The 18383-nt window shown below is 66.1% G+C and carries 14 protein-coding genes; 8 read left to right on the top strand and 6 right to left on the bottom strand.

The features are described from left to right. Nucleotides 1-34 precede the first annotated feature (34 nt). The 3 genes from rimM to rplS all read left to right on the top strand — a co-directional run bounded on the left by rimM (nucleotide 35) and on the right by rplS (nucleotide 1923). Entirely contained in the window at nucleotides 35-547 is a 513-nt protein-coding gene (gene rimM, locus WIX41_RS03715; RefSeq protein WP_339445818.1) for a ribosome maturation factor RimM, read from the top strand. 3 nt (nucleotides 548-550) lie between these two features. Next, nucleotides 551-1294 carry a tRNA (guanosine(37)-N1)-methyltransferase TrmD gene (trmD, locus tag WIX41_RS03710; RefSeq protein ID WP_339445817.1) on the top strand — a complete coding sequence of 248 codons (744 nt, stop codon included), beginning with the start codon at nucleotides 551-553 and terminating at the stop codon, nucleotides 1292-1294. Nucleotides 1295-1515: 221 nt separating this feature from the next. Beyond that, complete coding sequence (gene rplS, locus WIX41_RS03705; protein ID WP_339445816.1) at nucleotides 1516-1923, top strand: 50S ribosomal protein L19; 408 nt, start codon at nucleotides 1516-1518, stop codon at nucleotides 1921-1923. A gap of 356 nt (nucleotides 1924-2279) precedes the next feature. On the opposite strand, the gene WIX41_RS03700 is transcribed toward rplS, so the two are convergent. Next, the gene (locus WIX41_RS03700; RefSeq protein WP_339445815.1) at nucleotides 2280-3773 is read right to left on the bottom strand and encodes an MATE family efflux transporter; all 1494 of its coding nucleotides are present in this window, start codon (nucleotides 3771-3773) and stop codon (nucleotides 2280-2282) included. Between the two features lie 382 nt (nucleotides 3774-4155). On the opposite strand from WIX41_RS03700, the gene WIX41_RS03695 reads away from it, so the two are divergent. Beyond that, nucleotides 4156-4566, top strand: coding sequence for an RNA-binding S4 domain-containing protein (locus WIX41_RS03695; RefSeq protein WP_339445814.1), 411 nt, complete (start codon nucleotides 4156-4158; stop codon nucleotides 4564-4566). Nucleotides 4567-4705: 139 nt separating this feature from the next. Here WIX41_RS03695 and katG read toward each other — a convergent pair whose 3' ends face one another. From katG to WIX41_RS03675, 4 genes are all read right to left on the bottom strand, one after another. Further along, nucleotides 4706-6943, bottom strand: coding sequence for a catalase/peroxidase HPI (katG, locus tag WIX41_RS03690; protein WP_339445813.1), 2238 nt, complete (start codon nucleotides 6941-6943; stop codon nucleotides 4706-4708). Between the two features lie 179 nt (nucleotides 6944-7122). Then, entirely contained in the window at nucleotides 7123-7722 is a 600-nt protein-coding gene (locus WIX41_RS03685; protein ID WP_409187316.1) for a DUF937 domain-containing protein, read from the bottom strand. Between the two features lie 142 nt (nucleotides 7723-7864). After that, on the bottom strand, nucleotides 7865-10420 hold the full coding sequence (gene mutS / locus WIX41_RS03680; protein WP_339449403.1) for a DNA mismatch repair protein MutS: 2556 nt from the start codon (nucleotides 10418-10420) through the stop codon (nucleotides 7865-7867). 1042 nt (nucleotides 10421-11462) lie between these two features. After that, nucleotides 11463-11867 (bottom strand): ribonuclease inhibitor, encoded by a 405-nt coding sequence (locus WIX41_RS03675; RefSeq protein ID WP_409187315.1) that lies wholly within the window; start codon nucleotides 11865-11867, stop codon nucleotides 11463-11465. Nucleotides 11868-11994: 127 nt separating this feature from the next. Between WIX41_RS03675 and WIX41_RS03670 the strand changes: the two genes are divergently transcribed. The 4 genes from WIX41_RS03670 (at nucleotide 11995) to WIX41_RS03655 (ending at nucleotide 17628) form a co-directional block, all read left to right on the top strand. Then, nucleotides 11995-13185 (top strand): OsmC family protein, encoded by a 1191-nt coding sequence (locus WIX41_RS03670; RefSeq protein WP_339445811.1) that lies wholly within the window; start codon nucleotides 11995-11997, stop codon nucleotides 13183-13185. Next, nucleotides 13166-16153, top strand: a complete 2988-nt coding sequence (locus tag WIX41_RS03665) for a TonB-dependent receptor plug domain-containing protein (RefSeq protein WP_339445810.1) — start codon at nucleotides 13166-13168, stop codon at nucleotides 16151-16153. Before WIX41_RS03670 ends, WIX41_RS03665 begins: the two co-directional genes overlap by 20 nt. Nucleotides 16154-16158: 5 nt before the next feature. Further along, on the top strand, nucleotides 16159-17133 hold the full coding sequence (locus WIX41_RS03660; protein ID WP_339445809.1) for a DUF1684 domain-containing protein: 975 nt from the start codon (nucleotides 16159-16161) through the stop codon (nucleotides 17131-17133). A gap of 135 nt (nucleotides 17134-17268) precedes the next feature. After that, entirely contained in the window at nucleotides 17269-17628 is a 360-nt protein-coding gene (locus tag WIX41_RS03655; protein ID WP_339445808.1) for a glycine zipper 2TM domain-containing protein, read from the top strand. On the opposite strand, the gene fabR is transcribed toward WIX41_RS03655, so the two are convergent. Next, nucleotides 17616-18308 (bottom strand): HTH-type transcriptional repressor FabR, encoded by a 693-nt coding sequence (gene fabR, locus WIX41_RS03650; RefSeq protein WP_339445807.1) that lies wholly within the window; start codon nucleotides 18306-18308, stop codon nucleotides 17616-17618. The genes WIX41_RS03655 and fabR overlap by 13 nt on opposite strands. Between the last annotated feature and the right edge of the window lie 75 nt (nucleotides 18309-18383).

Genomic DNA, 18383 nt, shown 5'->3' with positions numbered 1-18383 from the left:
GGCCGCGCCTGGCGCGGCCCGTCGGCATATACAGATGAAAGATACCGAGCGCCGCATCCTGCTGGGCAGGATTGTCGGCGCTTTTGGTGTGCGAGGCGAGATCAAGCTCGAGTCCTGGACCGAGCCGCGTACCGCCATCTTCAACTATCAGCCCTGGATCCTGCGCACACCCGCCGGCCAGGAGAGCACCCTCACCGGCGCGCGCGGACGTCAGTCCGGCAAGCACCTGGTAGCGGTGTTTCCCGATGTCACCGACCGCGATGTGGTCGAGTCGATGTACGGGACCGAAGTCCATGTAGCACGCAGCGCGCTGCCGCCGCCGAAGGCCGACGAGTATTACTGGGTCGACCTGGAAGGGTTGCAGGTGCGTACCGTTGATGGCGTCGAACTGGGGCGGGTTTCGCACCTGTTCTCGACCGGCTCCAACGACGTGGTGGTGGTGCAGGGCGACCGCGAGCGGATGATCCCGTTCGTGCAGCCGGACTTCGTGAAGTCGGTGGATTTCGAGGCCAACCTGGTCATCGTCGATTGGGACCCGGAGTTCTGACCGGTGCGCATTGACGTCATCACCTTGTTCCCGGAATTCATGGCGCAGTCGGCCGCGCTGGGCGTGGTCGGTCGTGCGGCCGAACGCGGCCTGCTCGACCTGCATGGCTGGAACCCGCGCGACTACGCCGAGGGCAACTATCGCCGGGTGGACGACCGTCCATTCGGCGGTGGCCCCGGCATGGTGATGCTGATCGAACCGCTGCGTGCCTGCCTGGCGGCGGCCAAGGCGGCCGATCCGGCCCCGGCACCGGTGATCTACCTCAGCCCGCAGGGGCGGCCACTGACCCAGGCCAAGGTCCGGGAACTGGCCGTACTGCCGCGCATGATCCTGCTATGCGGGCGCTATGAAGGCGTGGACGAGCGCTTCCTGGCAGCCGAAGTCACCGAGGAAATATCGATTGGCGATTACGTCCTGTCCGGCGGTGAGCTGGGTGCGGCGGTGATCGTTGATGCGGTCACCCGGCTGCAGGAAGGCGCCTTGAATGACGCTGAATCGGCCGCCCAGGACAGTTTCGAGGGCCCGCAGGGGCTGCTGGACTGCCCGCATTTCAGCCAGCCGGCGCAACATGAATGGGGCGATGTCCCAGACGTGCTGCGCTCGGGCAACCACGCGGCCATCGCCCGCTGGCGCCGCCAGCAGTCGCTGCTGCGGACCTGGCTGCGTCGCCCGGACCTGTTGGACGAGGCCAGCCTGTCCAAGGCAGACCGGATTCTGCTGGACCAGGCCAGGTCTGAACTCCTGTAACGCCGGCCGTGGCCGGCCCACGGATCGCCTGGGCCGGCCAACGGCCGGCGCTACCGGGGTGGTATCCGTCCCGAAGAATGGTTAGAATTGCCGATTCCCATCGGGCCTTTCACGCCTGACGGTGGAAACCCTACAAAAAACGTGCAGCACAGTCCGGTGACTGCATGAGCCTACGTTGTCGAAACGACACGCCCACCCGAACGAACACAATCGGTGCACCCATGAGCAAGCTGAACAAATCCATCCTCTCGGACTTCGAATCCGCCCAGATCACCCGCGAGCTGCCGAAGTTCAGCCAGGGCGACACCATTGTCGTGAACGTGAAGGTGAAGGAAGGCAACCGTGAGCGCGTCCAGGCGTACGAAGGCGTCGTGATCGGCACCAAGAACGCCGGCCTGAACTCCGCGTTCACCGTCCGCAAGATCTCGCACGGCTACGGCGTCGAGCGCGTCTTCCAGACCCACAGCGCCATCATCGACTCGGTCGAAGTGAAGCGTCGTGGCAAGGTCCGCGCCGGCAAGCTGTACTACCTGCGTGGCCTGGAAGGCAAGGCTGCCCGCATCAAGGAAGATCTGGCTGCCGCTGCGCAGGCCAAGGTTGCCCGCCTGGCTGCCAAGGCTGCCCAGTAATTCCGGCGTGGTGTACCGACCAGCGGTCGGTACCTGCCCAGCAAACGGCCACCTTCGGGTGGCCGTTTGCGTTTTGGGCGTGGGTCATGAGCGCCTGATCTGTGGCTTCGGCCCGCTCTAAACGTCGGAACCATGGCGGCAACCGTTGCCGCGTTGGTTTCGGATGCTTGGGCCGCGCTGCGCGCGGTGTCCGGCCAACGTTATGCCCGCCGTCCTGGCGGGCACCCTTCGGGCCGTCGCTGCGCGACGTTGAGAACGGCTCCTGCCGTTCTCTTCGGGGCTACGAATTGTTACGGGCCCATTGGGATCGGGATCAATCGACCAACGGGATTTCCGCAGGCCCATTGGGATCGGGATCAATCGATCACGGTAGCGCCGGCCGTTGGCCGGCCATCGTTGGGGTCGGGGCGCGGGTCCGGGTCGGCGACCGGGGATGGCGGCGATGCGGGAATCTCCGCCGGCGCCGCCATTTCCTCGCGGTGGCTCGGCAACATCCGCGCCTTGCGCCAGCCGCCCCAGCGGTAATACGCCAGCGACAGGATCATGGCGCAGAACGAGCTGACCGGGAAGCTCCACCACACCGCATCGGCGCCCAGGCGATCCTGCAGCAGCTCGGCGAACGGCACGCGGATGCCCCACAACGACACCGCCAGGATCAGCAGCGGCGGTATCACCGCGCCGGTGGAGCGCACCACGCCGGATATCACGAAGTTCACGCCGAAGAACAGGAACGACCACACCGCGATGTGGTTGAGGTGGCGCGCCACGTCCAGCGCTTCGCTGCCGCTGGGCAGGAACAACGCCAACGTGTAGCGGTCAAGCAGGATCAACGGCAGAATCAGCACGCCGGTAAGCAGGAAGTTGTACAGCACGCCGCTGCGCGCGGTGCCCCGCACGCGCGACCAGTTGCCCGCGCCCACGTTCTGCGCGGCCATCGAAGAACATGCCGCACCGATCGCCATCGCCGGCATCTGCACGTACGTCCACAACTGCAGCGAAGCGCCATAAGCGGCAGCGGTATCGGTGCCATAGCTGTTGACCATGGTCATCATCATGATCATCGACAGCGAGATCAGCACCATCTGCAGGCCCATCGGCACGCCCTTGACCACCAGCGCGCGCAGGATCTCCGTGTCGATCTTGAACAGCGCCATGTCCTTGCGCCCCAGCCACAACACATGGCGCTTGTTGCGCATGTACCAGAGCAGGCCGATCAGGGCCAGCGTCTGCGCAATCAGCGTGGCCCACGCCGCGCCGGCGATGCCCAGCTGCGGGAACGGCCCGATACCGAAGATCAGCAGCGGATTGAAGCCGATATCCAGCACCACCGACAGCAGCAGGAAGCGGAACGGCGTGCGTGAATCGCCTACCCCGCGCAGCGCCGAACTGAGGAAGGCAAACGCGTACAGCGTGGGCATGGCCAGGAAGATGATGCGCAGGTAGGCCTCGGCCAGCGGCAACGATGCGGCCGGTGTGCCCATCGCGGCCAGCAGCGGATGCGACAGCCACCAGCCGGCGATGGCGATCACCACCGACAGCCCGATGAAGAAGGTGGCACTGGTGCCCATCACGCGCCGCGCCTGGGGGATATCGCGCGCGCCCATCGCCTGGCCGATCAGGATGGTGGCGGCCATGCCGATGCCGAACACCGAGCCGATCAGGAAGAACATGATGTTGTTGGCGTTCGCGGTGGCGGTCAGCGCCGCCTCGCCCAGGAAGCGGCCCACCCACACCGCATTCACCGAGCCGTTCAACGACTGGGCGATATTGCCCGCCAGGATCGGCAGGGCGAACAGGAACAGGTTGCGCCCGATCGGGCCGGTGGTCAGGTCAAGCGGCGCTTTGGCCATGTGCTCTGGAGATCAGGTCCGGGGAGGGGCACACTAGCATCACCCCCGTCACTGGGACATCGCGATGCCCAATTCCGCGTCCGTAACACCGGTAGCGCCGGCCGTTGGCCGGCCCTCCGCCAACGCTGCTGACTCGTTCATGCCCGCACTCGCAGCGCTCTTGATTGCGGCAACGCTGCCCGCATGTTCGAGTACAGACGACCGCCTGCGCGACGCGCAGGTACGGCCGATGGACCGACCGGAATGCCAGGTTGGCAGCCAGCGCCGCGATCTGGATGCGGGGGTACCCGTACTGATCGGTGGTACCGGTTGCCGTGGCAACCCGTCGGCGCCGCAACCGCTGAACCGACGACCGGCTGAGCCGGGGAGCTGAACCACCCGCATGACTGAAGCACAACCGTTGGTCGCCGCCGCCGTGCGGCTGGACGTGTGGCTGTGGGCCGCACGCTTTTTCAAGACCCGCAGCCTGGCCAGGCAGGCCGTGGAGACGGGCAAGGTGGACGTAGCCGGGCAGCGGCCGAAATCCTCGCGCGCGGTGCGCGTGGGCGAACAGCTGCAGATCAGCCGTGGTGATGAGGTGTACGAGGTGCAGGTGCGTGGGCTGAGCGACCTGCGTGGTCCGGCGCCAGTGGCGCAGCAGCTGTACGAGGAAAGCGAAGCCTCGCGCGCGAAGCGTGCGGAGCAGCGTGCGCAGCGCGCCGCCATGAAGAACGGGTACCTGCCGCCGGAACACCGGCCCGACAAGCGGGCGCGGCGGTTGATCAAGGCGTTGGGCGATCTCGACGCAATGTAATGCGTAGAAGAGACGTCACCCGGTAGCGCCGGCCGTTGGCCGGCCCAGGCGGTCCCAAGGCCGGCCAACGGCCGGCGCTACCGAGCCAAATCCCCTCGGGTAGCGCACGACCGTTGGTCGTGCGCCCGGAGAACCGGCCTCACCGATGCAGGTCGTACCGGTCCAGCTCCATCACCCGCGCCCAGGCGGCGACGAAGTCCTGCACGAACTTCTTCTCGCCATCGGCGCTGGCATACACCTCGGCCACCGCACGCAGCACCGAATTCGAGCCGAACACCAGGTCGGCACGGCTGCCGGTCCAGCGCTTGCCACCACCGTTGCGGTCACTGCCTTCATAGCCATCGCCGCTGGCCTTCCATTGCGTGCGCATGTCCAGCAGGTTCACGAAGAAGTCGTTGCTGAGCGTGCCCGGGCGTTCGGTCAGCACGCCCTGCGTGTTGCCGTCCACGTTCGCACCCAGCACGCGCAGGCCGCCCACCAGGGCAGTCAACTCCGGCCCGGTCAGGGTCAGCAGCTGCGCCTTGTCGATCAGCAGCGCTTCGGCCGGCACGCTGTAGCGGCCCTTCACGTAGTTTCGGAAGCCATCGGCATACGGCTCCAGCACCGCAAACGATTCCACGTCGGTCTGTTCCTGGCTGGCATCGGTGCGGCCCGCGTTGAACGGCACGCTGACATCGTGGCCGCCGGCCTTGGCCGCCTGCTCCACGCCGACATTGCCGGCCAACACGATCAGATCGGCCAGCGATACCTGTGCGCCGCCATCGCCCTTGAAGCCGCCCTGGATCTTTTCCAGCGCTGCCAGCACCTTGGCCAGCTGCCTGGGCTGGTTCACCGCCCAGTCCTTCTGCGGGGCCAGACGGATGCGTGCGCCGTTGGCGCCACCGCGCTTGTCCGAACCGCGGAAGGTGGAGGCCGACGCCCATGCGGTGGACACCAGTTCAGCCACGCTCAACCCGGCTGCGGCGATCTGCTGCTTGAGCGCGGTTACGTCGTTACTGCTGATCTGCACCTTCGGCGCTTCCGGCACCGGGTCCTGCCAGATGAAGGTTTCGGCTGGCACTTCCGGGCCGAGGTAGCGGGCACGCGGGCCCATGTCGCGGTGGGTCAACTTGAACCACGCACGCGCAAAGGCATCGGCGAACGCCTGCGGGTTTTCCAGGAAGCGTCGCGAGATCTTCTCGTAGGCCGGATCCAGGCGCAGCGACAGATCGGTGGTGAGCATGGTCGGGCGGTGCTTCTTCGACGGGTCGTGCGCGTCGGGAATCACGGCCTCGGCATTCTCGGCCACCCACTGGTGCGCACCGGCCGGGCTCTTGGTCAGTTCCCATTCGTTGCCGAACAGGATCTGGAAGAAGTCGTGGCTCCACTGCGCCGGGGTGCGCGTCCAGGTTACTTCCAGGCCGCTGGTGATGGTGTCGCCGCCCTTGCCGCTGCGGAACTTGTTGGCCCAGCCCAGGCCCTGGTGCTCGAGACCGGCCGCTTCGGGTTCCACGTCCACGTTGTCGGCCGGGCCGGCGCCGTGGGTCTTGCCGAAGCTGTGGCCACCGGCGATCAGCGCCACGGTTTCCTCGTCATCCATGGCCATGCGGCCGAAGGTGTCGCGGATGTCGATGGCGGCCTTGACCGGGTCCGGGTTGCCATCCGGGCCTTCAGGGTTCACATAGATCAGGCCCATCTGCACGGCGGCCAGCGGGTTTTCCAGGTTGCGCGAGTGGATGTCACCGTCGGCGTCATCATCGGACACCAGCACGCCATGGTTTTCGACCACACCTTCCGAGCCGTGCGCGTAACGCACATCGCCGCCCAGCCAGGTGGTTTCGCGGCCCCAGTACACGTCCTGGTCCGGTTCCCAGGTATCGGGCCGGCCGCCGGCAAAGCCGAGCGTCTTGAAGCCCATCGATTCCAGCGCGACGTTGCCGGTGAGGATCAGCAGGTCGGCCCAGGAAATGGCCTGGCCGTACTTCTGCTTGATCGGCCACAGCAGGCGGCGCGCCTTGTCCAGGCTGACATTGTCCGGCCAGCTGTTGAGCGGGGCGAAGCGTTGCTGGCCACGGCCACCGCCGCCGCGCCCGTCACCGATGCGGTAGGTGCCGGCGCTGTGCCAGGCCATGCGGATGAACAGGCCGCCGTAGTGGCCGAAGTCGGCCGGCCACCAGTCCTGCGAATCGGTCATCAGCGCGGTGAGGTCGGCCTTGAGCGCGGCGTAGTCGAGCTTGGCGAACGCCTTCGCATAATCGAAGTCGGCGGCAAGCGGGTGCGAACGCGAGGAGTGCTGGTTGAGCAGGTCCACGCGGAGCTGGTTGGGCCACCAGTCGCGGTTGGTCGTGGCATCGCCGACAAGGGCGTGGTTGAACGGGCACTTCGCTTCGCTTTTCATGGGTCGGTTACCTGTGGACTGGCGAATGTGGGATTGGCCTCGCGGTGCATGCAAGGGCAGCCCATCTACCCTATGCACGGCGTTGCAATTGGTAAATTTGAATGAATCTACTGAATTGATAGGTCAGGGCTATCGCCGGATCGCCGGCGCTGGTCGCCCGGCGATCCAGTGGCAGGGTCTTACCGGTTGAGCATCTTGAATACGTCGCCGACACCGAATTGACCGTCGCCGTCCTGGTCGAATGCGTTGAGCAGGCTTCCAATGCCCCCCGCCGCGGCCGGCGGTGCCTCGGCGCCGAGTGCCTGGCCGAGATCGTTGGCGTTGCCCTGCTGGGCAAATCGCTGGGCCAGGAACGACATGACAATGGGCGCCAGGATCGCCAGCAGCTGGCCGGCGCGGCCGCTGTCCAGCCCCGTCTTGTTGCCCAGCACCTGGGCGGCCTGGTCAGTCTGCCCGCCGAAAACATGGCCGAGAATGCCAGCGCCGTTGGTGGCCGTGCCCCCGCCACCGCCCCCGAGTACGGCGCCCAGGATGCCGCCGAGGTCGAAACCGCCGCCGCCCCCGCCGCCTAGATGATCTTTCTGGAGTGCGTTGAGCAGCGACTGCGCGCCCTGCGGCTGGCTGGCGTTGCTGCCCAGCGCGCCCATCAACAAAGGCAACGCGGCGCTGACCGCCTGGGTGGCCTGGTTCTGGTCGAGACCGAGCTGCTGGGAGACCTGCTGGACGCCGGGGCCCTGCAGCTGCGACAAAAGGGATGCAGTGAGCGAGTTCGTATTCACGATCGACTCCTTCGACCCGGGATGGGACCGGCGGAGCATAACGCTGCGTATACGAAGGGAATGCGAAGGCTTCACGGACCGGTAGCGCCGGCCGTTGGCCGGCCCCCGGACCGCCTGGGCCGGCCAACGGCCGGCGCTACCGCTACACCAGCGCCTTCAACCGGTACAGCGCCTCCAGCGCCTGTTTCGGGGTCAGCTCATCCGGATCGATTGCGGCCAGCGCCTCCTGCGCCTTGCTCGAGGGGGCAGTGAACAGCCCGAACTGCTGCGGCGCATCCAGCGCCTGCGGTGCCATGGTGGCGGCCACCGTCTCGCCGCCACGCTGCTCCAGCTCGGCCAGCCGCCGCCGGGCCTGGGCCACGGTGGCCCGGGGCAGGCCAGCCAGCGCCGCCACCTGCAGGCCGAAGCTGCGGTTGGCCGGGCCGTCCTTCACCGCGTGCATGAACACCAGCGCCTCGCCATGCTCCACCGCGTCCAGATGCACGTTGGCGATCCCGCTGGCGCCGCCCTCGTGCTGTTCGTCGGCCAGCGCGGTCAGCTCGAAGTAGTGGGTGGCAAACAGCGTGTAGCAGCGGTTTTCGTAGGCCAGGTGGCGCGCCACCGCGTCGGCCAGTGCCAACCCGTCGTAGGTGGAAGTGCCACGGCCGATCTCGTCCATCAACACCAGCGACTGCGCCGTGGCGTGATGCAGGATGTAGCTGGTCTCGCTCATCTCGACCATGAAGGTCGACTGCCCGCGCGCCAGGTCATCGCCGGCGCCGATGCGGGTCAGGATGCGGTCGATCGGGCCGATCACCGCGCGGCTGGCCGGCACGAAGCTGCCGATGTGGGCCAACAGCACGATCAGCGCGTTCTGGCGCATGTAGGTGGACTTGCCGCCCATGTTCGGGCCGGTGATGACCAGCATGCGGCGGTCGGCGTGCAGGTCCAGGTCGTTGGGTTCGAACGGCTGGTCGCGCACTGCCTCCACCACCGGGTGGCGGCCGCGCTCGATGCGCAGGCACGGTGCGGTGTCCAGCTCCGGGCGCGCCCAGTCCAGCGCCTGCGCGCGTTCGGCGAAGCCGGCCAGCACGTCCAGCTCGCTGAGCGCGGCGGCACACTGCTTGAGCGGTTCCAGTTCGCCCGCCAGCGTGTCGAGCAGCTGCTCGTACAGCAGCTTCTCGCGCGACAGCGAGCGTTCGCGCGCCGACAGCACCTTGTCCTCGAACGACTTCAGCTCTTCGGTGATGTAACGCTCTGCATTGGTCAGGGTCTGGCGGCGGGTGTAATGCACCGGTGCCTTGTCGCTCTGACCCTTGCTGATTTCGATGTAGTAGCCATGCACGCGGTTGTAGCCGACTTTGAGCGTGGCGATGCCGCTGCTGGCGCGCTCGCGCTGTTCCAGGTCGATCAGGAACTGGTCGGCGTGGGTGGAGAGGCGGCGCAGCTCGTCCAGCTCGGCGTCGTAGCCTTCAGCGATCACACCGCCGTCGCTGAGCTTCATCGGCGGGGCAGGGGCAATGGCCGAGGCCAGCAGGTGCGCGCATTCGTCATGCGAGCCCAGTGCCTCGCGCAGTGCGACCAGACGCGGGGAATCCAGCGGTGCCAGCACCGCGCGCACGTCCGGCAGCAGGCCCAGGCCATCGCGCAGCGTGGAGAAGTCGCGCGGGCGCGCCGAGCGCAGCGCCACGCGGGTGAGGATGCGTTCGAGGTCGCCCAGCGCACGGAAGGCATCGCGCACGTCGCTGTCTGCACCACGGTCGATCAGCGTGGCCACCGCATCATGGCGCTGCACCAGCACCTCGCGCAGGCGCAGCGGACGGTGCAGCCAACGGCGCAGCAGGCGCCCCCCCATCGGGGTGACGGTGGTGTCGAGCACGCCCAGCAGGGTGTTGCGGGTATCGCCGTCCACGCGCGTATCCAGTTCGAGATGACGGCGGGTGGCCGCGTTCATCGCGATCGCCTCGCTCGCCGTTTCCGTGGAAATGGAGGTCAGGTGCGGCAGGCGTTGTTTCTGGGTTTCTTCGACATACCCGAGCAACGCGCCAGCAGCGGCGGTGGCGCGCGGCTTGTCGTCGATGCCGAAGCCGGTCAGGTCATGCAGCTTGAAGAAGGCCAGCAGCTGGCGGCGACCGCTGTCGGCGTCGAACAGCCACGGCGCGCGGCGGCGGATGCCGGTGCGGTGCTTGAGGAAGTCGGGCCAGTTCTCTTCATCCGGCACCAGCAGCTCGGCCGGCTCCAGGCGGGCCAGTTCGGCTTCCAGCGCGTCGTCGGAATCGACCTCGTTGACCAGGAAGCGGCCGCCGGCCAAGTCGGCCCAGGCCAGGCCGTAGCCATTCTTGCCGCGCGACAGCGCCATCAGCAGGGTATCGCGGCGCTCGTCCAGCAGGGCCTCGTCGGTGACGGTGCCGGGGGTGACAATGCGCACCACCTTGCGCTCGACCAGACCCTTGGCCAGCGCCGGGTCGCCGATCTGCTCGCAGATGGCCACCGATTCGCCCAGTGCCACCAGCCGTGCCAGGTAGCCCTCGTAGGCATGCACGGGCACCCCGGCCATCGGGATCGGCGCGCCACCGGAGCTGCCGCGCTGGGTCAGGGTGATGTCCAGCAGCCGCGCGGCCTTGCGGGCGTCGTCGTAGAACAGCTCGTAGAAGTCGCCCATCCGGAAGAACAGCAGCAGGTCCGGGTAATCGGACTTGGCGGCGAAGAACTGCTTCATCAGCGGGGTGTGTTCGGCGGGCTTCTGGGTCACGCGGGGTCCATCGGGGCAGGCGGGTCCCTATATTGTAGAGCCACGCCCTGCGTGGCTGGGCCGTGTGTGTCGTCGCTTGCGACACGCATCTTTGTCGCGACCATCCCGTGCAGACCGGTCGAGCCCGATCACTGTGTGAACCCCATCCCAAGACGGGCCACCTGTGCTCATGCGCCGCGTGACAGCTACCTACACTTGGATCGGAGGCAAAAAAAAACCCGGGGCCCGTCACTCACGTAACGCGTGTGAGGAGGGGAGCTGATCCGGGTATGCGGCCTCACTATAGGAGAATCAGGCCAGATGTTCAAGAACCCCCACTGGGCGTCGTTGATCGATGCGGAGATGGCGCGTGGGATAGCCTCAGCGCTCTCCATGGCTCGGCTGGGCTCATATGGACTGTCAACAGGTCATTGCGTGGGAAGTGAGGCCTTCGATGATTGGGTGGGGGCTGTTGCTCGGCATGGTGCGAACATCGTGTTGTCGGAGGCGCTCTATCCCACGCTTCATATGATTGAAGTTGCATTGCGCAACAGGTTGCATGAGACCTTCTCCAATCATTTTGGAACAAGCGGATGGTTTGAGCAGGCTTGGCTCAGTCAAGGTCATGCGCTCATGGTCGAGCGGGCCAAGGACGACCTCATGAATCGAGGCAGGTCGCCGACCGTCGACAGGGTTGTCGCCGAACTGAACTTTGGCTTCTGGTGCGGCATGTTTCATTCTCGATACGAGGCAGCAGGACAGCCTTGGCCCAAGCTGTTGCGAGCTGTACTACCGCGCCTGCCAAAATCGTGGGCTACGCGGGCCAAGGTCAGTTCGCGCGTAGAGGCGGTACGTTGGTTACGCAACAGAGTTTTTCATCACGAGCCAATCCTTCATCTACAGGACATCCGTTCTAGACATCGAGCTATGACGGAGTTGCTGGGATGGCTATCCCCCGAGGCGAGGGCGCACGTTGAATCCATCTGTAGATTCAACGCCGTTCACGATGACCGTCTGTGCGCGAACGAGATCAGTTGCACACCAGCGTGATCTGCGCATGGGCCGCAAAGATATCCATGACAACCTGGAAGAAAGTCGGACCTTTTCCAGCGTCCAGCGCCTGCAACTGACCCGCGATGAGCGGTCGGTTGAACCTTTCGTTTCCATCCAGCTTGGCCTGCAGCCAGGCTCGGGTGGTCTCCACGCCGAGCGCGTTGCGGCTGTACTCGATGTCCCTCCAGATCAACGTCGCCCCTGCGTGCCCGGCCAGCACCCCGTAGCCGCCGTAGAGCATGTCATTCAGCGCATCCAGGCTGTGCCCGAGCTGCCAGTCCGCGTCGGCCATGAAGAGCCGGTTGATCTCCGCGTAGAAGCTGGGGATGTAACGTACGGCGCCGCCCTCAAGAACCAGCACCAGTGGATCCTGTTTCGTCATTCGGTCCTGCCCGTCGTGGTGGGGTGTCACGCATGTATATGGGAATTGCCAACGGTTATTTAAATGCGGCGATGCGACATGAAAGAGTGGGCTTCTATTCACGAACAACTCCGGAGGCCGTTCGCCCATGTCCATCGCACGCTGCACGACGCCGTTCAAGGTAATCGGCACCATCGCATTGTCCGCCATGCTGCTGCTGGCCCCGCTGGTTTCCTCGGCTGAGGATCAGGCCTCGCCGCTGCGCACCTACCTGGCCGCCAAGCGCGAAGCCATCCAGGCCCAGTCGGCCAAGCCCGGCACGGCCACCGCCATCCATGCCAAGGTCATCGCCGAAAGCCGCTCCGGTGTGCGCCGCCTGCGCATCGGGCCGACCGGCGAATTCCAGTACATCAGCGACAGCGGCCGCAACTACGCCGGCTACAACCTCGGCGCCGGCTCCTGGGATTCGCTGGTGGGCACGCTGGCCAGCTCAGTGGCTGACGAGTACATCGTGCAGGCGGCCGTGCAGGGTGTGCCGCTGGATGGCCTGGATGTGGTGTTCACCAGCATTCCCGAGCGCAAGAGCGACACCCTCGCTTACCCCAACAATCTCTCCTATGTGGCCTATATCGATTCGCCGGCCACCGATGCGCAGCTGCAGGCGCTCAAGCGCGCGGTGCATGAGAACTCCTCGGCCATCGACCTGGTCACCCGTCCGCAACAGGTCAGCCATGCCGATGTGGAGTACATCCACAGCGCGGCCGAGCGCGACCCGAAGTTGCCGCCGGGCCTGCGCGACTTCATCACCGAGGAGAAGCGCCCGGCGGTGCTGGCCAGGCAGGTGAAGCCGGGTGCGGGAAAGGCCAAGCCGGCCGAGCCGGAAACCCTGGTTGCCCGCGCCCACGTCGAGCCGCGTACCGGGCTGCGTCGGGTGTTCCTGGGCAAGGACGGTTACCACCAGCAGCTGCATGACAGCGCGCCGGGCCTGCTGGGCTATGGGCTGGCCCCGACGGTGGAAGAGCACCTGCTCGGCGTGACCGGTACCTGCCTGACCCACATCTTTGAAGTGCAGGCAGCGTCGCGCAACGTGCTGCTGGATTCGCTGGAGCTGACCGTGGATGGCCAGGTGAGCCCGCGCTTCGGCAGCAACGTGCGGTCGCCGGCGCGGTACAGCGACATCCGTTACAAGGTGCGGATTGAATCGCCGGCCTCGGAACAGGAGATCGATGCGTTGCGCCAGTCGGTCGAGGCGACCTGCCCGCTGTACAACCTGGTGAAGGACGAACAAAAGCTGGAAGGCAGCATCGTGCGAGGCGCATATGCGGAAGCCACGCGCTAAGCGCAGTCATCTGGCGCTTGCCCTGTGCACGCTGCTTGCGCCAACCGGGGCTGCGGAGGCCGCCGAGCCCGCAGAGGCGGCTGAAGAAGCCGCTGCGACGGGATCGCAGACGCCCGGCTCCAACGCGCGCACGCTGGACAAGGTCTCGGTGCTCGGCTCGCAGATCGCCGGTGGCGGCGCGCAGGCGGCACTGCCGGTGGTTGCCGTGGACAGGGAGCAGATCGATGCCACCCTTGCCACCAACGGCAACGAATTGTTCCGCAGCCTGCCGCAGTTCGGTGATGTTGCCGTCACTGAAAAGGGCACGACCAACGCAGGCCGGAACTCGAACGTGGCGCGCGGTGACGTCGGTTCCATCAACCTGCGCAACCTGGGTTCCAAGTACACGCTGCTTCTGGTCAATGGCCGCCGCACCGTGCAGCACCCGATCAGCAACAGCGGCGACGACACGACCTACAACGCCAATGCCATTCCGGTCTTCGGTCTGGAGCGGGTCAACCTGCTGCTGGACGGCGCGGCGTCCATCTATGGATCCGATGCCGTCGCGGGTGTGGTCGACCTGGTGATGCCGAGCAACCTGGCAGATGGCGGCGGTGTTCGCCTGAACTACGGCAAGGTGGCCGATGGGCACCGCGAAGAGGTATCGCTGGACGGGTACTTCGGCAGCGATTTCAGCGAAGGGCGCGGCAACCTCTCGGTGCTCTATGGCTTCTCCAGGCGGACCTCGCAGCTCAATTCCGATGCCTGGTTCACCGCCACCGATGGCCGCCGTCCGCTGGGCGATGGCACCAGCGTGCCGGACCCGAACGGGACCTCGGGGTTCAGCACGAGAACGCCGTGGGGTCATTTCGAAACCTATGCCGGCGACAGGCGCACCGGCAGCTGGCACGTCGATCCGGCCACGGGTGCGCTGACCTCCGGCGCGGTGCCGACGCGCTATCACTACGATTCGGCTGCCGAGCCGGGCATCACCTCGGCACCGTCCATCCGAAAGGGCAACGTGTTTGCCACGGGACGCTTCGACGTCAACGACAACCTGCAGCTGTTCGGGGAGCTGGGCTACTACCGTGCCACCTCCGAATCCTGGGTGAGCAGCGAGTCGGGTTTCGGTGGTGACGGCTTCCTGCTGCATATCCGCCCAGATGCCTATTGGGTTCCGGAAGCGCTGCGCGGTGCCGACGCTATCCGGCTGCTCAATTACCAGTTCGCCGATTCGGGGATCCGCCGGGTGAAGGTGGACAACGATCAGTCGCGGGTGCTGCTGGGCCTGCGGGGCTGGACCGAAGGCGGCTGGAACTGGGAAACCGCGCTGCTGTACTCACGCGCGCGCAGCACCGATACGCAGCAGGGCGGGCTGACCGATGCCTTCATCGAAGCGGTAAACCGCACCGACGCCAGTACCTACAACCCGTTCAGCGGCGGCGACCCCGCCAGCATCCGGGTGGGGGATGCCACGCCTTACGACACCTCGTCATTCATCGGCGAGGCTACACGCGAAGGCACCACGGAACTGGCGCTGTGGGACTTCAAGGTGAACCGCTCCGACCTGCTGAGCTGGTACGCCGGCGACATCGGCATGGCAGCGGGGGTGGAGTACCGCTATGAAAGCCGCCGGGATGACCGCGACGAGAACATCGATGGCAGCAACCCTTATACCGACTGGTATACCGGCACGGTCGCGGCCAGCAACTTCTTCACCCATAGCCCGCGGCCGGATGTCCGCGGCAGCCGCAACGTCAAATCGGCGCTGATCGAATTCGCTGTGCCACTGGTGTCTCCGGCGCAGGGCATCCCGCTGGTGCAGTCGCTGGATCTGCAGATTGCGGGCCGCTGGGAGGACTACAGCGATGCCGGCAAGGTAGGCAAGCCGAAACTGGCGGCGGCCTGGAAGGTGAGTGACAGCCTGCTGTTGCGCGGCTCGGTGAGCGGCGGCTTCCGTGCACCGGGACTGGAGCTGGTGAACTCGCCGCCGACCTATGGGTTTGGCTTCAACAACGACGCGATCCGCTGCCATGCGTTGATCACCAAGGGCGCGCAGCCCGATTACAGCGCCTGCTTGAATGCGTTCAGCAACGGCTCGCCGGTCAAGCCGTCCGTGAGCGGCGTCACCTCGTACGGCGACGACGTCAAGCCTGAAACCACCCGGCAATCGTCGTGGGGTGTGGTGTTCGAGCCGCAGTTCCTGCCCGACCGTTTGGGGTCGATCAGCCTGAGCGTGGATGCGTGGCGCGTGCAGGTGGAGAATCCCATCAGCACCATGGGCGAGGAACTGCTGTATGACGCCTACCTGCGCGTGGTGGAAGGCAGCAGCAACCCGAACGTGGTGCGGGCGGCGGTGACGGCGGAGGATATCGCGCTGTTCGAAGGTTCCGGGTTGGCACCGGCTGGCGTGGTGACGCACGTCTACAACCGCTATCAGAATCGCCGGCCGCTGACCGCGTCGGGCGTGGACTACAACTTCGGCTGGCGCCTGCCGGACACGGCGTGGGGCAATTTCTCGTTGCTGATCAGTGCCAGCCAGCTCAAGGAATACACCCAGCAGAAGCCTGCCGAGGTGCAGCAGGTGGCCGCGGCCATCGCCAGCGGGCAGCTGAACATCCTCGTGCCCGACCTGGGGGCGGCCAATGAGGTGGGCATCAACGGCGCGAAGCCGGAATGGCGGGCCAGTGCCACCTTGATCTGGAACCTGCAGGACTGGACGGTGCGGCTGCGCGACGATTACATCGGCAGCGTGACGGCCGGCGCTTACGCCGACCGCACGCCGTTCGTGGTCGGCTCCACGCAACGCTGGGCGCTGTCGGTAAAGAAGGAGTTCACCCGCGGGCGGCTGAGTGGAACCGCAGTGGAAGTGGGCGCGCGAAACCTGTTCGACAAAGAGCCACCGCTGAGCGCCACCGGCAACTACCTGAGCGCACTTCACGAATCCTATGGACGCTACCTCCACCTCGGTATTTCGAAGAACTGGTGAACATCATGAAGACGCATGCAGTCGTTTCGCTGTTCGTGGTCACCCTGCTCGCGACCGCGTGCAGTCCGCAGGACCGGGCCACAGGGGTGTCCTCCGCATCCGCGGCCGCAGCCGCGGCGCTGGATTTCCAGGACCAACACACGCGGTGGGTACGTCAACGCAGCGCGGACCTGAGCAAGCCGGATGGCTGGACCAGCCTGATCGGGCTGCACTGGATCGAAGCAGGCAAGCGCAGTGTGGGTGGGGGCGCGGACAATGCGATCCGCCTGTCCATCGCGCCGGATCGACTGGGCGAGGTGGAGCAGCGCGCCGATGGCCTGTACTTCCAAGTCGCTGCGGGCGTGCCCATCACGGCCGACGGCAAGCCGGTACAGGGTGAAGTACGCCTGGAGCCAGAGGGGGCGGGCGGTGGAACGAAGTTGGCCTATGACCAGGGCAAGGGCCAGATCACCGCGATCAAGCGCGGTCAGCGCCTGGCCTTGCGGGTGCGCCATGCGGATGCGCCGGCACGCCGGGATTTCGCGGGCCTGACGTTCTTCCCCGCCGATGAGAACTGGCGCGTGCAGGCGCGGTTCGTTCCGCACCCGGCGGGCAGGACACTCCCCATCGTGAGCGTGATCGGCGAGATCGCCGACAATCCCAATCCGGGCTATGTGGTATTCGAGAAGGAAGGGCGTGAGTGGCGGTTGGAAGCCCTGGGCGACCCGGCCAAAGGCTTGAACCTGATGTTCCAGGACCAGAGCACCGGCCGGCTGACCTATGGGGTGGGGCGCTACCTGCGCACCGATCCGGTCGCGGCGGACGGTACGGTGATCGTGGACTTCAACCGCGCGCACAACCCGCCCTGCGCGTACACGGACTTCGCCACCTGCCCGCTGCCGCCGCCGGAGAATCGGCTGGTCCAGCAGGACGCCAACGGTCAGCGCACGCGGCTGGCGGTGCTTGCCGGGGAGAAGAAATATGCGGTGGCCAACCACTGATCGACTTGCCGGATCCGCTCCTGTTGCTCCCGGCTGAACAGAACGTGTGGCCTTGACGTGACATCGACGGCTTTTCACAGGGGGTTCCCAGCGCCGCGCTGACACTGGCATACGTCCTGAAGCGAGGAGCCAACCATGAATCTCTCTACCCGAAACGTGCTGTGTGCAGCCGCCCTGATGGCATCGGTGTTCAGCGCCAGCGCCCAGACCTACGGGCCGAAGGACGAAGGGCGCCGCTTCAACGATGGCACCAAGGTGGTCTGCAAGAACGTCGAGGTGCAGCGCAACAGCAGGGACCCGAACCGCATCGCCGGTACAGCCACCGGTGCGGTGGTGGGTGGCCTGTTGGGCAACCAGGTGGGCGGCGGCAGCGGCAGGAAGATTGCCACCGTGGCGGGCGCGGTAGCCGGCGGCGCGGCGGGCCGCCAGATCCAGGGCAACCAGCAGAACAAGAACGGCGACCGCGTGGTCGAGCGTCAGTGCTATCGGCGCTGATGCGCAGCCGTTGAATGCACGGTAGGCGGATATCCCGCAATCGTCCGTGCACCGGTGATGATCATGCGCAGCATCTGCGCGGTCTGTTCGATCATCTCCGGGTCGCGCTCGGGCGGCTGGTCCAGCGCGGTACCGCCCATGGCGAACACCAGTCGCGTGATCGCCTTGGCCACCAGGTGCGGCTCATGCAGCACGGCGCCATTGTCGGCATGGGCCAACCGGATCAGGTCCACGCAAAGCTCTTCTTCGAAGTAGTTCAGTTCGCGCTCGACGGCCTGCTTGAACGCATCCGAGCCGGCGCTGCCTTCGCGCAGCAGCACGTGCAGCAGCCGGTCGTCAGCGCGCAGCTGCTCGAAAAACGTTTCCACCGACAGGCGAATGACGCTGCGGTCCGACGATGCCGCGCGCTGCCGTGACTCGCCGATGATGGTGCGCAGCGAGCGGCCGGCCAGGTCGATCAGGGCCACGGTCAGTTCGTCCATGTCGCGGAACTGCCGATAGAACGAGTTCGGGGCGATGCCGGCTTCGCGGGCGACCTCGCGCAGACTCAGGGTCGACACGCTGCGATGCGGGCCGATCAGGGTCAGGGCGGCGGCCAGCAGATCCTCACGTGAAATCGAGGCTTTACGGGCCGGCAGGGCGTCGTCGTGGACGGTCAGGTGAGAATCGGGCGGGGTCATCCAGAGGCCAGACGGTCAAGTCCCTGAATCATAGCCGGTCTGGGCAATATACAACTGTATACACACCTGTATGCT

It is taken from the genome of Stenotrophomonas sp. AB1(2024) (assembly GCF_037482345.1).
GTDB lineage: Bacteria > Pseudomonadota > Gammaproteobacteria > Xanthomonadales > Xanthomonadaceae > Stenotrophomonas.
Note: the sequence above shows the minus strand (reverse complement) of the source record. Positions and strands in the feature narration are given on the sequence as shown.

Bases quoted from the DNA above. Each gene is read 5' to 3' on its own strand.
- rimM (WP_339445818.1), top strand. From the start codon at position 35: ATGAAAGATACCGAGCGCCGCATCCTGCTGGGCAGGATTGTCGGCGCT.
- rplS (WP_339445816.1), top strand. From the start codon at position 1,516: ATGAGCAAGCTGAACAAATCCATCCTCTCGGACTTCGAATCCGCCCAG.
- WIX41_RS03700 (WP_339445815.1), bottom strand. From the start codon at position 3,773: ATGGCCAAAGCGCCGCTTGACCTGACCACCGGCCCGATCGGGCGCAAC.
- WIX41_RS03695 (WP_339445814.1), top strand. From the start codon at position 4,156: ATGACTGAAGCACAACCGTTGGTCGCCGCCGCCGTGCGGCTGGACGTG.
- katG (WP_339445813.1), bottom strand. From the start codon at position 6,943: ATGAAAAGCGAAGCGAAGTGCCCGTTCAACCACGCCCTTGTCGGCGAT.
- mutS (WP_339449403.1), bottom strand. From the start codon at position 10,420: ATGAAGCAGTTCTTCGCCGCCAAGTCCGATTACCCGGACCTGCTGCTG.
- WIX41_RS03675 (WP_409187315.1), bottom strand. From the start codon at position 11,867: ATGACGAAACAGGATCCACTGGTGCTGGTTCTTGAGGGCGGCGCCGTA.
- WIX41_RS03670 (WP_339445811.1), top strand. From the start codon at position 11,995: ATGTCCATCGCACGCTGCACGACGCCGTTCAAGGTAATCGGCACCATC.
- WIX41_RS03665 (WP_339445810.1), top strand. From the start codon at position 13,166: ATGCGGAAGCCACGCGCTAAGCGCAGTCATCTGGCGCTTGCCCTGTGC.
- WIX41_RS03660 (WP_339445809.1), top strand. From the start codon at position 16,159: ATGAAGACGCATGCAGTCGTTTCGCTGTTCGTGGTCACCCTGCTCGCG.
- WIX41_RS03655 (WP_339445808.1), top strand. From the start codon at position 17,269: ATGAATCTCTCTACCCGAAACGTGCTGTGTGCAGCCGCCCTGATGGCA.
- fabR (WP_339445807.1), bottom strand. From the start codon at position 18,308: ATGACCCCGCCCGATTCTCACCTGACCGTCCACGACGACGCCCTGCCG.